The organism is Deinococcus betulae (assembly GCF_020166395.1).
Lineage (GTDB): Bacteria > Deinococcota > Deinococci > Deinococcales > Deinococcaceae > Deinococcus > Deinococcus betulae.
This window is the reverse complement of record NZ_JAIQXU010000002.1, coordinates 36,680-49,828: the sequence shown is the minus strand read 5'-3', so window position 1 is coordinate 49,828 and position 13,149 is coordinate 36,680. Positions and strand designations below refer to the sequence as shown.

General features: G+C 65.4%; 12 protein-coding genes. 11 read left to right on the top strand and 1 reads right to left on the bottom strand.

Annotated features, from left to right (window positions below; all coding sequences use genetic code 11):
* Positions 1-14 precede the first annotated feature (14 nt).
* Positions 15-1,031 (bottom strand): chemotaxis protein CheB, encoded by a 1,017-nt coding sequence (locus tag K7W42_RS02740; protein ID WP_224572035.1) that lies wholly within the window; start codon positions 1,029-1,031, stop codon positions 15-17.
* Between the two features lie 886 nt (positions 1,032-1,917).
* Between K7W42_RS02740 and K7W42_RS02735 the strand changes: the two genes are divergently transcribed.
* The 11 genes from K7W42_RS02735 (at position 1,918) to K7W42_RS02685 (ending at position 13,136) form a co-directional block, all read left to right on the top strand.
* Positions 1,918-3,102: an alpha/beta hydrolase gene (locus K7W42_RS02735; RefSeq protein WP_224572032.1), complete on the top strand. Its 1,185-nt coding sequence runs from the start codon at positions 1,918-1,920 to the stop codon at positions 3,100-3,102.
* A 301-nt stretch (positions 3,103-3,403) separates the two neighbouring features.
* Positions 3,404-4,183: an AIM24 family protein gene (locus K7W42_RS02730; RefSeq protein WP_224572031.1), complete on the top strand. Its 780-nt coding sequence runs from the start codon at positions 3,404-3,406 to the stop codon at positions 4,181-4,183.
* 256 nt (positions 4,184-4,439) lie between these two features.
* The gene (locus K7W42_RS02725) at positions 4,440-5,432 is read left to right on the top strand and encodes an ATP-grasp domain-containing protein (RefSeq protein WP_224572029.1); all 993 of its coding nucleotides are present in this window, start codon (positions 4,440-4,442) and stop codon (positions 5,430-5,432) included.
* Positions 5,433-5,443: 11 nt separating this feature from the next.
* A complete protein-coding gene (locus tag K7W42_RS02720; protein WP_224572026.1) occupies positions 5,444-6,535 on the top strand; it encodes a phosphoribosyltransferase domain-containing protein in 1,092 nt (363 codons plus the stop codon).
* Positions 6,532-7,263, top strand: coding sequence for an HAD family hydrolase (locus K7W42_RS02715; RefSeq protein ID WP_224572024.1), 732 nt, complete (start codon positions 6,532-6,534; stop codon positions 7,261-7,263). Before K7W42_RS02720 ends, K7W42_RS02715 begins: the two co-directional genes overlap by 4 nt.
* Positions 7,260-8,234: a cysteine protease StiP domain-containing protein gene (locus K7W42_RS23175; RefSeq protein ID WP_224572022.1), complete on the top strand. Its 975-nt coding sequence runs from the start codon at positions 7,260-7,262 to the stop codon at positions 8,232-8,234. The genes K7W42_RS02715 and K7W42_RS23175 overlap by 4 nt, the downstream gene beginning before the upstream one ends.
* A 9-nt stretch (positions 8,235-8,243) precedes the next feature.
* A complete protein-coding gene (locus K7W42_RS02705; protein ID WP_157459630.1) occupies positions 8,244-9,152 on the top strand; it encodes an HpcH/HpaI aldolase/citrate lyase family protein in 909 nt (302 codons plus the stop codon).
* Between the two features lie 122 nt (positions 9,153-9,274).
* Positions 9,275-9,727 carry a tellurite resistance TerB family protein gene (locus tag K7W42_RS02700; protein WP_157459631.1) on the top strand — a complete coding sequence of 151 codons (453 nt, stop codon included), beginning with the start codon at positions 9,275-9,277 and terminating at the stop codon, positions 9,725-9,727.
* Between the two features lie 52 nt (positions 9,728-9,779).
* Complete coding sequence (locus tag K7W42_RS02695; RefSeq protein ID WP_157459632.1) at positions 9,780-10,358, top strand: TerD family protein; 579 nt, start codon at positions 9,780-9,782, stop codon at positions 10,356-10,358.
* Between the two features lie 220 nt (positions 10,359-10,578).
* Positions 10,579-11,829, top strand: a complete 1,251-nt coding sequence (locus K7W42_RS02690) for a VWA domain-containing protein (protein ID WP_224572020.1) — start codon at positions 10,579-10,581, stop codon at positions 11,827-11,829.
* Positions 11,830-11,942: 113 nt separating this feature from the next.
* Positions 11,943-13,136 carry a TerD family protein gene (locus tag K7W42_RS02685; RefSeq protein WP_224572018.1) on the top strand — a complete coding sequence of 398 codons (1,194 nt, stop codon included), beginning with the start codon at positions 11,943-11,945 and terminating at the stop codon, positions 13,134-13,136.
* Positions 13,137-13,149 lie beyond the last annotated feature (13 nt).

Sequence of the window (13,149 nt, the reverse complement as noted above, 5' to 3'; positions counted from 1 at the left end):
AGTTGGGCGAGGCGTCACTCTGGTAAGGGTTCTGCATCTGCCAAGGGCGTGTAGGTGAGCACCAGACGGTGTAGGAGGTTCGCCCGCTGCTCAAGGAGCTGGGCTTGGTTCAGTAGGGCCTCCGCCCGCGCGCCCGGCAGCCGTTGGCCCAGCCGCTCCAGCAACAGAAAGCTTTCCTCCATCACCCGCTGTGTCTGGTAGAGCTTGTCCTCAATGCTCTCGGACAGCTCGGCCAGCAGGGCGTGCGCCGTGTAACCATGCCCGGTGTGACACCGGAAGCGCAGCGCCTCCTCCTCCTGAATCTGCACCATGGCACCGTGACATTCCGGGCAGGTAAACGGGGTGTAAGGCCCGAGGCGCCCCACGCTTGCTGGAGACTCCGGTCCCTCGGCGGCCATCTGGACTTCCATTTTGAGGCGTCCCCGTTCCTGTTCGCTCATGTCAACCTCTGTCTGCGCAGGGGCAGAGTCCCGAATCAGCCGGGCGAGGAGAGCGCCCATGTCCCGAGCACGGGCCTGATAATCCACTTCCACCTGTTCGAGGGCGTGACGGGGCATATCACTGAAGGCGGCCTCTGCGGGATCTTGCACGACTGCCAGGCCGCCCAGCCGTTTGATGTTCCAGAGGCCCGAGGTGCCGTCGTCGAGCACGCCGGAGAGCACCACGCCGATCACGTTCGGCGCGCGGGTATGTGCGGCAGAGCGGAATAAGGCGTCGACCGCTGGTCGGAAGCGGCTTTCCTTGGGGCCTTTCTTGATACCCAGCCTGTCCCCATCGACCAGCAGGTGGTGGTCCGGGGGCGCGACGTAGATGCAGCCGGGGCGAATGGCCTCTCCGTCGGAGGGATGGTGCGCAGGAAGCGGCCCAGCCCGGCTGAGGATGTCTGGGAGGGCGCTGGGGGTGGAGGCATTCAGGTGCAGCACGACGCAGACCGCCGCTGGAAAATCGTGTGGGAGTCCGGCGACCAGGGCTTGAAGGGCTTCGATGCCGCCGGCAGATGCGCCGACGACGACGATGGGAGCAGAAACCATGATGCCTATTGTGGCGCTTGTAGGTGGACGGCGTGGTGGCACTCCAATAGAAGGGCAGCGTGCGCGACAGGCTTCAGCTCGAACGCCGGGCGAGGTCCACAGCTCCGTGACGGACCATTGAGCCAGCACTGCTGTTCATGCAAGTTAGACTCGCTTCCACCAGTTGAGAACTTTGACGGACCAAGAGGCTCGCTTGGTCCGTGTGGCGCTGGCACCTCAGAATCAGGCGGCGCAGTTCGTCGAGCTGGGCTTGCGCTTCTGCGGAAAGGTGGAGTTCAAGGCTTGTCAACTGGTCGGTCGTCATAGGGTCACCCGGCGTGGGAAGACACGCTAGTAGCGTGCGGGTGCAGAAGAACTGATCGCGGGATGGGACGCGGTCTTCAGAACCAGACAAACCGCCGCAGGTCTGCGACTGCCGCAGCTGCCTCAAGGCTTGAGGCGCTCGGACAGACGGAAGGCCGGTCACCGAGTTGAACCGAGTGTGCGCCCTTCTAAGGGCGGTGTGGTGTGAATCACGTGGAGCCCACACGCTGGGAGGCCAGGAGGCCGTGAGCCACCATAACGTTGCGTTATCGCTGGTGCCCACACCTGCAGCCCTGCATCCTGTTCCCGTCGGGTCCCGCAGGTGTTAAAGAGAAGCCCCCGTTGCACCTCCCTGGAGTGCTCTTGCCGTGGAATCCGTGTTGCATGAGTAAAATCGGAGCTATGCCGGTTCGTCAGTTCATGCCGACCGTGAAGCCGACTTCCAGAGCCGGGTCAAGGACCGAACTGTCGGTATCGCTGCCTGGTTGAACCTTCATCGCAGGGTGCACTGAGAAACCCGAACACAAGCCGATGAAGAAAAAAGGGAATGACCGATGCTGTGGGCATATGTCAACGTTTTGGAGTGAGTCTTCCGCCTTCTGCCACGCCGCGCCGCCGTTCACGTCTGCCCTGGGTCCTGCTGGGACTGGGTGTGGCGGTGACCGGGCTGCTCAGCACGGGCTGGCACTTCGCTGATGCCCTCGTGTGGGCTCCGGCGGTGCGTCGCCGCGTACCCCGAACCCGTGTACTCGGCGTTCTGGATGATGGGCAGCCCCCCAGACTCCTTCTGACCCGCAACCCGGCCACCATTCGTCCCGGGGTCCTGGGGCTGGAGTGGGACGATCCTGCAGGCGTCCGGTTCCTTGCCCAACTCGGACCCACACTGGAGCAGACCCGGCGCACCGTCACCCGCGCCGTGGAGTGGCAGGAAGCGGCGCTGCTCCCAGGTCAGGAGGTGCGGCCCAGCACGGTGGGCTTGGGCACCCCTGCCTCGCGCGGCCTGCCATACGAGGACGTGCTCGTTCCGGCAGAACACGGCCTCATGCCCGCCTGGCTGGTGCCCGGAGGCCCGGGCGGTGGGGCGGCGGGCACCGACTGGGTGATCGTGACCCACGGCTACAAGGGCCTGCGGCAGGACGCCCTGCGCATTCTGCCCACCTTCGCCCGGCTGGGGTTGTCGAGCCTGACCATCACCTACCGCAACGCCCACGGCGCGCCCCGCACCCGGCAGGGCGTGTACCGCCTCAGCGCCGAGGAGTGGCAGGACCTGGAGGCGGCGGTACGGTACGCCCGTGAGCACGGCGCGCGCCGCGTGCTGCTGATGGGCTTTAGCATGGGAGGCGGAATTACACTGGCCTTTTTGCGCTACAGCGCCCTGGCTCCCCTAATTCGCGGCGTGATTCTGGACTCGCCGCCGCTGGAGTGGCGCTCCCTGATTCGCCACTACGCCCGGCGCTACCGTCTGCTGCCCCTCGCTGGACTGGTGGAGTGGCTGACGGTGTTCAAGAGCGGGCAGGACTTCGACGCCATCGACCACCACAGCGTCATGTACCGCTTCACCACCCCGATGCTGCTGTTTCACGGCAGCGCGGACCGCACGGTGCCCGTGGCGCATGTGGAACGGCTGGCCCATGCCCGGCCCGACATCGTGGAGTACCACCGTTTCGAGGGGGCAGAGCACGTCCGGCCCTGGAACATCAATCCGGAGCGCTACGAGCAGGTGCTCACCCGCTTCGTACGCCGGGTCCTACCCGATGAGGAACTTTAGCCCTGCGACCGCAGACTCTATATTCTTCCTCCAGCTGGCTTGTTGAGCCACCTGCCTGAGGCGACAGGGATTCGACGCCCATGTAGAAGGTCACTTCCTTGCTGATGAACCGTTAGCGGGAAATTCTGTTCCAACTCTCGTGCGACCCCTGTGACAGAAGATGTGAGCTGGGGTCAAAGGGCTTGTCCCTACAGGTCATCAGCCTGCTTAAACCCGGTGCTGAGGCCTCTGCGGCCTTCCTGACCGCAGGGCGCAGCTCAGATCTCCGCACAAGCCGCTCACCCTCACTTACTCTAGGGACATGAGTTACCGCATTGCGCTCAGTAGGGAACAGAACGGCGGTCTGACGGCCGAACTGTATGCGATCTGCAAGGTTAGCTCTCAGCTGATTCAGGGGGCTGCTGGGCAGGAACCCACCTTCCGAGAGATTTATGCCGACACCGGCCAGCGCCAGATCAAGTTCACGCTTCAGGAAGACAGTGTGGTTCTGGAGCCGGGCATCCTCTCGTACGCCCACGGCCGCCTGAAATACGAGGTGATTCAGCAGCAGCCGGGCCAGGCGGGCGGCTTCCTTGGCCGCGCCATGCGCAGCGCGGGCACCGGCGAATCGGCCTACGGCACCCGCGTCTCGGGCACCGGCGAGGTCTGGACGGAACCCACCCACAAGCACTTTGTCTTTGCCAACATGGAAAGTGGCGACAGCATGCTGGTGGACGATAAGGCCTACTACGCCGCGCAGGGCACGCTGCGGCTCAGCACCCACCAGCACAGCAAAGTGCAGGGGGCGCTCAGCGGCAACGGGCTCATGCAGCCCCGCCTGGACGGCCGCGGCCTCCTGGTCATCGAGTCCCCGGTCAGCGTGCACGAAATCGAGATGCTGGACGTGCCCCCAGGTGAAACCGTCACCGTGGACGGCGACATGATGCTGATGTACACCGCCACCATGAATCCCCGGCTGGGGCCGCTGGTGCGCGGTCTGCGCAATTCTCTGCGCAGCGGCGAAGGGCTGGTGTACACCCTGGACGGCCCCGGTCAGGTCTTTCTGACCCCGACCCATATCGCCGTGAGCAGCCTGGCCTGAGCCGCGTCAGGGCCGCTGTGGTCTGAGGCCCTCCCCAGCGCACAGGACGCCAATTTAACCCGAGAGCGGACGGCCTGGGCGTGTCAGACGGCTTCGGTCTGTCAGGCCCGCAGCCCAGAACGGGTTTACTAACATGCCCCCTGTGCTGCACAGCTGTCCAGGGCCGCTCGGAGGGAGCCGTTCTCGCCGGCGGCTCTCCCGAAGTCGGTCTTCACACCCCAGGCTTTCGCCTGCCGTTTTACGTTCCGGAGATACCATGAAGGTTTATTTCAACAAGAATTTCACGGGCACCGCCGACCAGCTGCGCGCACTTCAGTACAGCGGCCATGAGGTCGTCGTGTCGCATACTGACCCCCATCACGCCATGCTGGACGCCGCGCGCGAATGCGGCATGACCACCCTGCTGGAGCCGAAAAATATCGAGTCAGAGCCTTACCTGGACTACATTGAAGACCTGCTGCGCGTGCTGCGCATTGACGCGTTCCTGCCAGGCAAGCTGGCCGAGCAGTTCGCCGAGCAGCCAGAGCGTTTTCCGCAGGCGGTCGTGCCGGCGGCCCCAGAGACCCTGCGCCTGATTAACAACAAGGGGCGGTTCATGGCCGATTGGCCCGAGGCCCTTCTCCCGCTGCCGCGCTGGGTGATGTTCCAGACCCTGGACGAGTTCGATGCGGGCCGCGCGGCACTGACCCAGGCGGGCGTGCGACTGTGCATGAAACCCACCGAGGGCATTTACGCCAGTGGCTTCCGGATTCTGAATGACGTACCGCGCGTGAATAGTTTTCTTAAGGGCCAGCTGTACGAGATGAGTACAGCCGCTGCCCGGGAAATGATCGCCGCCGCCGACACGTGGCCCGAATACCTGCTGATGCACACCCTGGAAGGCGACGAGCGCAGCGTGGACTGCGCCGCCCTGCACGGCGACCTGCTGGGGTGCGTGGTCCGCCGCAAAGTCCGGCAGGAACAGATTATCGAGCCCCGCCCCGATCTGGTCGAGGTGGCCCGCGAAATGGCGCACCGCTATCACCTGAGCGGCCTGTTCAATTTCCAGACCCGTGACGACCGCGCAGGGGTGCCGCATCTACTGGAAATCAACACCCGCGCCTCGGGCGGCATCCGCAACGCCCTGGCGTCCGGCGTTAACCTGCCAGGGCTGCTGTTTGACGCCCTGAGTGGTGTCCAGCGCCCAGAGGTCCTGACCCCCACCCAGACCATTCATGTCCGGGAGGACAAGCACGCCCGCCGGGCGTAAGGCCCTTCACCATGTCCCAGTCCTCTGACCACCACATCACACTGCCCAGCGGCACCCTGCACCTGACGCTGGACCACGAGCAGCGGCCACTCTCAGACCTCGTCGCCTACGCCGTCCGGGAAAACCCCAAGCGCGGCTTTCTCTTTGTCAGCAAGGTGCTGGGCAAGCACATTCCGGTCTCTCCTGAGGTGGCGGCCTGGAGTCACCAGGCCCTGGCGGCGGCCCTACCGTCCCTGCGCCGGCCCCACTTCATTGGCCTGGCCGAAACGGCCACTGGGCTGGCCGAGGGGGTTTACGCCGCCTGGCAGGCTGCGCACCCCGACCAGCCGGGCACCTATCAGCACACCACCCGCTACCTGACAGGCGAGCCGGTGCTGCTGTGCTTTGACGAGCCGCATTCGCATGCCCCCGCCCACATCCTGCACCAGCCGGAAGGCGAGGCCGGCGCAGCCCGCGACCTGGTCCTAGTTGACGATGAAATCACCACCGGCACCACGCTGACCAACCTCGCTCAGGCGTGGTGTGCGCGCTTCCCGCAGACCGAGCGGGTCATTCTGGTCTGCCTGACCAGCTGGGCAGACCCCCAGGCCCTGCAGGCGCGCCTGACCCCGCAGCTTCAGCTCGTCAGCCTCACGCAGGGGCAGTACCAGTTCACCCCGAACCCGGCCTGGCAGCCGCCTGTGACGCCGCCTGTGCAGGTCACCAGTTCGCAGGTGAGGCCCCATCTGGGGCAGTCCAGGCGCACGGCCAGCCGGCCTCTGACCCTGCCCAGGCTAGAGGCCCTGGGCCTCACCCCGCAGGCCCGGCTGCTGGTGCTGGGCACCGGCGAGCACCAGTACCCGGCGTTTGCCCTGGCGCAGCACCTGTTCCCTCAGGTGGCCAGTGTGGTGTTCAGCGCCACCACCCGCTCGCCGGTGCTGCCGGGCCTGGCGATGCGGCACAAGCTGACATTCACCGACAACTATGGCGACGGCATGCCCAATTATCTCTACAACGTTGACCCGGCCGAGTACAGCGACATTCTCGTGGTGCATGAGCCCGGCTGCGAGGTGCCTGAGATGCTGGGACTCCTCGGCCCACACGCCCGGAGTGTGATGCTGTGACGCCAGCCTTTCTCGCCTTCAGTGATCTGGACGACACCCTGTTTCAGACGCAGGCCAAGTGTCCCCCGGACGCCGATCTGGCGCTGGCCGCGCACCATACCGTGGCGGCCCGCCAGAGCTACACGACCGGCCCGCAGCGGCAGCTCATAGACGTTTTGCAAGCGGCTGGAGGCTGCCTGATTCCGGTCACGGGCCGCACGCCCGCCGCCGTGGCCAGGGTGCAACTGCTGTTTGCCGCAGAGGTGATTTGCGACCACGGGGCCACTGTTCTAGAGCCGGACGGCCAGGTCAGTGCCGAGTGGGCGGCACGCATCCAGACGCTGCTGGCCGACGGGGCAGTTCTCCGGGTGCAGGCCGCGCTGGGCGCGCTGGCCGCGCAGCACGAGTGCACGCTCAGCACCCACGAGGTAGACAGGGCGGCCTATATGCACGTCCTCAAGCACCCCCAGCGGGGTGACCTGCGGGCGGCATATCACGCGGTTCGGGCGCTGGGCCTGCCCGGCCTGACCGTGATCGCCAACCCGTCCCACATCAGCCTGTTACACGCGGGGGTGACCAAGGCAGCGGCGGTGGCCTTCGTGCGCGCGCGCTACCCGGCGCACCTGCTGACCCTGGGGCTGGGTGACAGCCTCTCTGATCTGCCGTTCATGCGGACGTGCCAGTTCTGGCTGACCCCCACCGGCACGCAGCTGGACCGCGCCTTTGACCCGGACGGAGCCCACCTGTGAACCATACCTTTCCGCCGGAGGACGTGGTCTTCCACCTGAACGAAGGCCTGCCTCAGCTCGTCAGTGTGACTGAAAAAGAGCGGCTGCTGCGTGAAGGGACATCGTACGCCAGGCTCCTGACCCCGGAGGCGGCGCCCGTCTGGGGGGCAGCGTTCGACCAGCTCTTGCCCCTCCTGGCGCCCCGCACGGCCGGGCTGGTGGCCCGCGTCACCGCGCAGATTGCCGCGCACCACAGCCAGCCGCTGCTCGTCTCGCTGGCGCGCGGCGGCACCCCCGCCGGGGCACTCCTGCGCCGCGCAGCCGCCCGGCAGGGGCTCGACTGGCCGCACCACAGCCTCAGCATCATGCGCGACGAGGGGCTGGACCTCGTGGCCTACCGCGAAATCCTGGCGGCCCACCCGGACCGTGAAGTCATCTTCGTGGACGGCTGGACCGGCAAGGGCAGCATCCGAGGAGCGCTGGACCGCAGCGTCCCCGGCGCCCGGCTGGCCGTGCTGAGCGACCCGGCCGGGGTCAGCACCTACGCGGGGACCTTTCAGGACGTTTTGCTGCCGCACGCCCTGCTGAATGCCACAGTCTGCGGCCTGCTGTCCCGCACCTTTCTGGAAGGTGCCGGGCGTCACGCGGTGCGGGTCGAAGCGGGGCTACAGCCCCATGACCGCACCTGCGCCTATCTGGACGCCGTCAGTCAGGCTGTGCCGGTGCTCACAGAGCCCGGCCTGCGTCCGGTGAACCCTTTTGCGGCCACACAGGGCGTGGCGGCCCAGTATGGTGTGACAGAGCCGCACCGCATCAAGCCCAGCGTTGGTGAGGCTTCCCGCGTGCTGCTGCGCCGCGCGCCGGCAGGGCTGCTGCTCCGTCAGACGGGTCACCCGGACACCCAGCACCTGGAAACCCATGCCCACGCCTGCGCTGTGCCCGTCCACGTCCACGCCGACCTGCCCTATCAGGCCTGTGCCCTCATTCGATAAGGACTGCCCATGGCCCACCTTGGCATTACCCTGTATACCCCCGCCACACATCCAGCGCTGGCGGCCATCAGCGCGGGCAAATATCCCGGCCTGACCAACCACGTCTGGTGCACCGAAGACGCCATCCGCGACACCGAGGTCGGCGCCGCTGTCCAGAACATCCTGCGGCAGCTGGAGCATGCAGAGCCCTTTACCTGCCGCCTGTACCTGCGGGTGCGGTCCCCCGAGATTCTGGCCGAACTGGTCCGGCACGACCTGTCGCGCGTCCACGGCTTTATCCTGCCCAAAGTTCACGACGGCAACCTGCGCGCGTACATGGACGTACTGCCCTCCACCCACGCCGCGCAGCTCACCCTGGAGACGCGCGAGGCCCTGAGCGAACACCGCATGATGGTGCTGCGCGACCTCATCTTTCAGGAAGCCTGGCAGGGGCAGGTCGAGGGCCTGCGGATTGGGGGCAACGACCTGATGAACGTGCTGGGCGTGCGCCGCACACCGGGCCGCACCCTCTACGAGGGTCCACTGGAACGCAGCGTCAGCATGCTGCTGGGCATCTTCCGCCCCTACGGATTCCAGCTGTCCTCGCCGGTGTACGAGGTCTTCAGTGACCTCGCCACGCTGGCCCGCGAGGTCCGGCAGGACCTGGAATACGGATTGTCGGGCAAGACCATCATTCATCCGGTGCAGCTGCCCACCGTGCTGGGCGGCTACCGGGTACCGGCCCAGGAGCTTGAGGAGGCGCAGGCGATTCTTGCGCCCGACGCCCCAGCGGTGTTTCAGATGAACGGCCGCATGTGTGAACCCGCCACGCACCGCCGCTGGGCACAGGACATTACCGAGCGCGCGGCCCTGTATGGCCTCCTGCCCCCCACACCCGGCGACGCCCTGCATTACCTGCCGTCGCTCGGCGCGGTCTAAAGAAAGCATTGACCTAGGCGCCCGGAAACGCCGGGGCAAATATGGCTCCTGCTCACCAGCACGCCGACATAATGAAGCTCCGGGTCGCCGTCAGGCGGCCCACCCCCTGAGGAGGCATCACCATGGGATTCCTGAATAAACTCAAGAAGCTGGCTCAAGACGGCTCGGACCTGGCGCAGCAGAATGTGGCCCGCTTTCAGAACGCCGGGTTTGCCGACGCCACCATGGCGGCCTGCGCCCTGATCAGTGCGGCCGACGGCTCGGTCAGCCCCGAGGAGCGCCGCAAGACCGCCGGTTTCATCATGTCCAGCGACAAGCTCAAGGCATTTGACACCAACAAGCTCCGCACCCGCTACGACGAGTACTGCGGCAAGCTGGACACCGATTTCGATTTTGGCAAGATCGAACTCATGCAGGTGGTCGGCAAGATTAAAAAGCCCGAAGAAGCCCGCGCCGTGATTCAGCTGGCCATCGTGATCGGCAATGCGGACGGCACCTTTGACGAGCACGAGCAGAAGGTCGTGCGCGAACTGGTCCACGCCCTGAAACTCGACCCCGCCGAATTCGACCTGTAAGCTCGGGAGACGCCCAGCGGCCTTTCACCCTCTCTCGATAAGGAGTTCTGCCATGCCCGTATCCCTTTCCAAAGGCGGCAACGTGTCCCTCAGCAAAGAAGCCCCCGGCCTCACCGCCGTGCGTATCGGCCTGGGGTGGGACCCCCGCGTGACCGACGGCACCGAGTTCGACCTGGACGGCAGCGTGTTTCTGCTCAACGACCAGGGCAAGGTGCGCGGTGACTCGGATTTCATCTTCTATAACAACAAAACCTCCGCAGACGGCAGCGTTACCCACAACGGCGACAACCGCTCCGGGCAGGGCGAGGGCGACGACGAGAGCGTCGAGGTCAAGATTGCGGGCGTGCCGGCCGACGTGCAGCGCATCGCCTTCGGCGTGACCATCCATGAGGCCGACGCCCGCAGGCAGAGCTTCGGGCAGGTGCAAAACGCCTTCATCCGCGTGATCAACGCGGCTGACGACAAAGAAATTGCCCGCTACGACCTGTCTGAGGACTACTCCACGGAAACAGCCATGATCTTCGGAGAGCTGTACCGCAACGGGGCCGACTGGAAGTTCAAGGCCATCGGACAGGGCTACGCCGGTGGCCTGGCCGCGCTGGCGGGCAACTACGGCGTCAACGTCGGCTGACCTGTCTTTCCAGCGGGCGCTGCGTTCGTGCGACGAATGCAGCGCCCGTTTTGTCCTCTCTGGCGGCGCCGTGGTCCTTGACACGGCCTCTGCTGAGCCCTGGCAGTTTTCTGTGGCTTAGCCGACCGGAGGAGAAAGGACGGATTTTGCGGTATGGAAGCGGAGGCGGTGTCTGCCGGCACTCCGCTGAAACGAAGCAAAATCCCTATGAGGAGCGTTCATGACCACACTTGTTGCCGGTCAGCGTTTGCCCCTGGCCCAGTTGGGCCTGGACGGCGCTTTCCCCCTGACGGTCACCTGTGACCTTCCGGACACAGATTTCACCCTGTTTGGCCTGCTGGACGGCCAGCTGAAAGACGACCGCTGGATGGTCTTTTACAACCAGCCGCAGTCGCCTGATGGGGCGCTCAAGCAGCTCAGCCCCCAGCAGTTCACCCTGGATCTGAAGGGGCTGGGACCGAACATTGACGAGGTCTACCTGACCGCCACGCACGCCACCCTCCCGCTGAGTGCGGCGTCTACCCTGAGCGTGGACCTGGGGGGGCACGCCTTCGACGCCCGGCCTGCCCTGAAAGACGAGAAAGCGGTGATGCTCGTGCGCTTTTACCGCAAGGACGGCGCCTGGCGGCTGGCCACGGTCGCCCAGGGGTTTAACGGCGGCCTGGGCGACCTGGTGCAGCATTTTGGCGGAGAAGTGGCCGAAGAGACGGCGCCGGCGCCCCCTACGCCTGTTACCCCGACGCCCGTCAGTCTGATCAAGCAGCGTCAGCAGGTGCTGCTCGACAAAGCCGAACAGACGCAGCCTGGGCTGGTCAGTCTGATCAAAGCCGCGTCTGTCAGTCTGGCCAAACGCGGGCTGGATGAGGCCCGCTACCGCGTCAAACTGGTGCTGGATATCAGCGCGAGTATGCAGGAGGAATACCGCAGCGGCAGCGTGCAGGCCCTGGCCAACCGCGCCCTGGCGCTTGCGGCTCGGCTGGACGACGACGGCGAGGTCGAGGTGTATCTCTTTGGCATCAAGGCCCACCGCAAGGGCTCTCTCAGCCTGGACAATGCCCAGGATTTCGTGGCCAACATGCGGGTGCGCCTGGAAGGCGGCACCCACTACGGCCCCGTCATGAAGCTGATTCAGGAAGATGTCCAGAAAGAAGGCGGCGATCTGCCCACGCTGGTGCTGTTCATCACCGACGGCGGCACCAGCAACCCGAATAACGTGGTGAAGCTCATGCGCGACCTGTCCCGCAAGCCGATTTTCTGGAAGTTCATGGGCATCGAAGAGGGCCGCGTGAACTTCGACTTTCTGGAGAAGCTGGACGACCTGACCGGGCGTGCGGTTGACAATGCCGACTTTTTCAAGGTCAGAGCCCCGGTCCGCGTGCCCGACGCCGAACTGTTTGACCTGCTGGTTCACGAACTGGACAGCTGGCAGCTCGGCGCCCAGCGCGCGGGCATCTTGCCTTCACGCCGCTAGGGCAACATCGGGCACACCGGGCCCGCGCGCACACTACGATGACGCGGGGCCCTGCCTCACCCCAGCCTTCAGCCTCTCTTCGACCTCTTTCTCAAGGTGGTGCTTCGCCCTCCATGCTGACCTTTCAAACCGGCCAGAAATCCCCTCTGAACCAGCTTACCTCTCACCAGATCCTGACCCTGTCGGTCCGGGTGACTGGGCCAGCGGCCGACTACGACCTGAGCCTGTTCGGGCTGGACCCGGCGGGCAAACTGAGCGACGACCGGTATCTGGTGTTCTATAACCAGCCGGCCACCCCGGAAGGGGCCGTGCAGATGCACAGCGGCGTGCGGGGCGAAAAGGTCTTTCAGATTGACCTGACCCGGCTGCCTCAGAGCGTCCGGCGCCTGAGCCTGACGGCTTCGGTGGACGCAGGGACGTTTGGGCAGATTGACCATGCAGAAATCACCCTCTCGGCCGGAGGTCAGCCGGTGGCCACCTACCGCGTGACTGGGCGGGACTTCCAGCAGGAGCGGGCCGTCATGCTGCTTGACATCTACTTCAAGGACATGTGGCGGGTCGGGGCGGTGGGGCAGGGCTTCAATGGGGGCCTGGACGCGCTGGTCAAGCATTACGGCGGAACCGTCTCGGACCGCCCAGCGCCCAGCGCGCCGCCGCCCTCACCACCCCTAGCGCCGGCAGCGGCGCCCGCCCCCAGCGCTCCACCCCTCAACCTCAAAAAGGTCACGCTGGAGAAAAAGGGCGAAAGCACCCGCATTTCGCTCAAGAAGTCTGGTCACGCCGAGCCCATTCGCGTGAACCTGAACTGGGACCGTGGGGGCAAGCGGGGCGGGTTGCTGGGGCGGGCAGCAGCGTCAGCCGACCTTGACCTGGGCTGCATGTTCCTGCTCAACGACGGCACCCGCAGCGTCATTCAGGCCCTGGGTAACCGCTTTGGGTCCGAGCGCCTGTCGCCGCACATCCTGCTCGACAAAGACGACCGCACCGGCGCGGCCACTGACGGGGAGAACCTCACCATCTTCCGGCCCGACCTGATTCATACCGTGCTGGTGTTTGCCTGCATCTATGAAGGTACGAACGACTTTACTCAGGTCGGGGCCCGGCTGTCACTCAAGGACACCCAGGACAATGAAATCCTGATGCACCTGAGTAACCCGGACATTCAGCGCACCTTCTGCGGCATCGCCCTGATCGAGAACATCGGCGGCGATATTCGCGTGACCAAAGAGGAGCGGTACTTCTTTGGCCACCAGGACTGTGACGAGCACTACGGCTTCGGGTTTAACTGGGTGGCCGGCAGCAAGTAGATTCTGTTCAAGG

Coding starts and splice junctions, on each gene's coding strand:
- K7W42_RS02740 (WP_224572035.1), bottom strand. CDS start 1,031: ATGGTTTCTGCTCCCATCGTCGTCGTCGGCGCATCTGCCGGCGGCATC.
- K7W42_RS02685 (WP_224572018.1), top strand. CDS start 11,943: ATGCTGACCTTTCAAACCGGCCAGAAATCCCCTCTGAACCAGCTTACC.
- K7W42_RS02690 (WP_224572020.1), top strand. CDS start 10,579: ATGACCACACTTGTTGCCGGTCAGCGTTTGCCCCTGGCCCAGTTGGGC.
- K7W42_RS02730 (WP_224572031.1), top strand. CDS start 3,404: ATGAGTTACCGCATTGCGCTCAGTAGGGAACAGAACGGCGGTCTGACG.
- K7W42_RS02700 (WP_157459631.1), top strand. CDS start 9,275: ATGGGATTCCTGAATAAACTCAAGAAGCTGGCTCAAGACGGCTCGGAC.
- K7W42_RS02695 (WP_157459632.1), top strand. CDS start 9,780: ATGCCCGTATCCCTTTCCAAAGGCGGCAACGTGTCCCTCAGCAAAGAA.
- K7W42_RS02720 (WP_224572026.1), top strand. CDS start 5,444: ATGTCCCAGTCCTCTGACCACCACATCACACTGCCCAGCGGCACCCTG.
- K7W42_RS02725 (WP_224572029.1), top strand. CDS start 4,440: ATGAAGGTTTATTTCAACAAGAATTTCACGGGCACCGCCGACCAGCTG.
- K7W42_RS02705 (WP_157459630.1), top strand. CDS start 8,244: ATGGCCCACCTTGGCATTACCCTGTATACCCCCGCCACACATCCAGCG.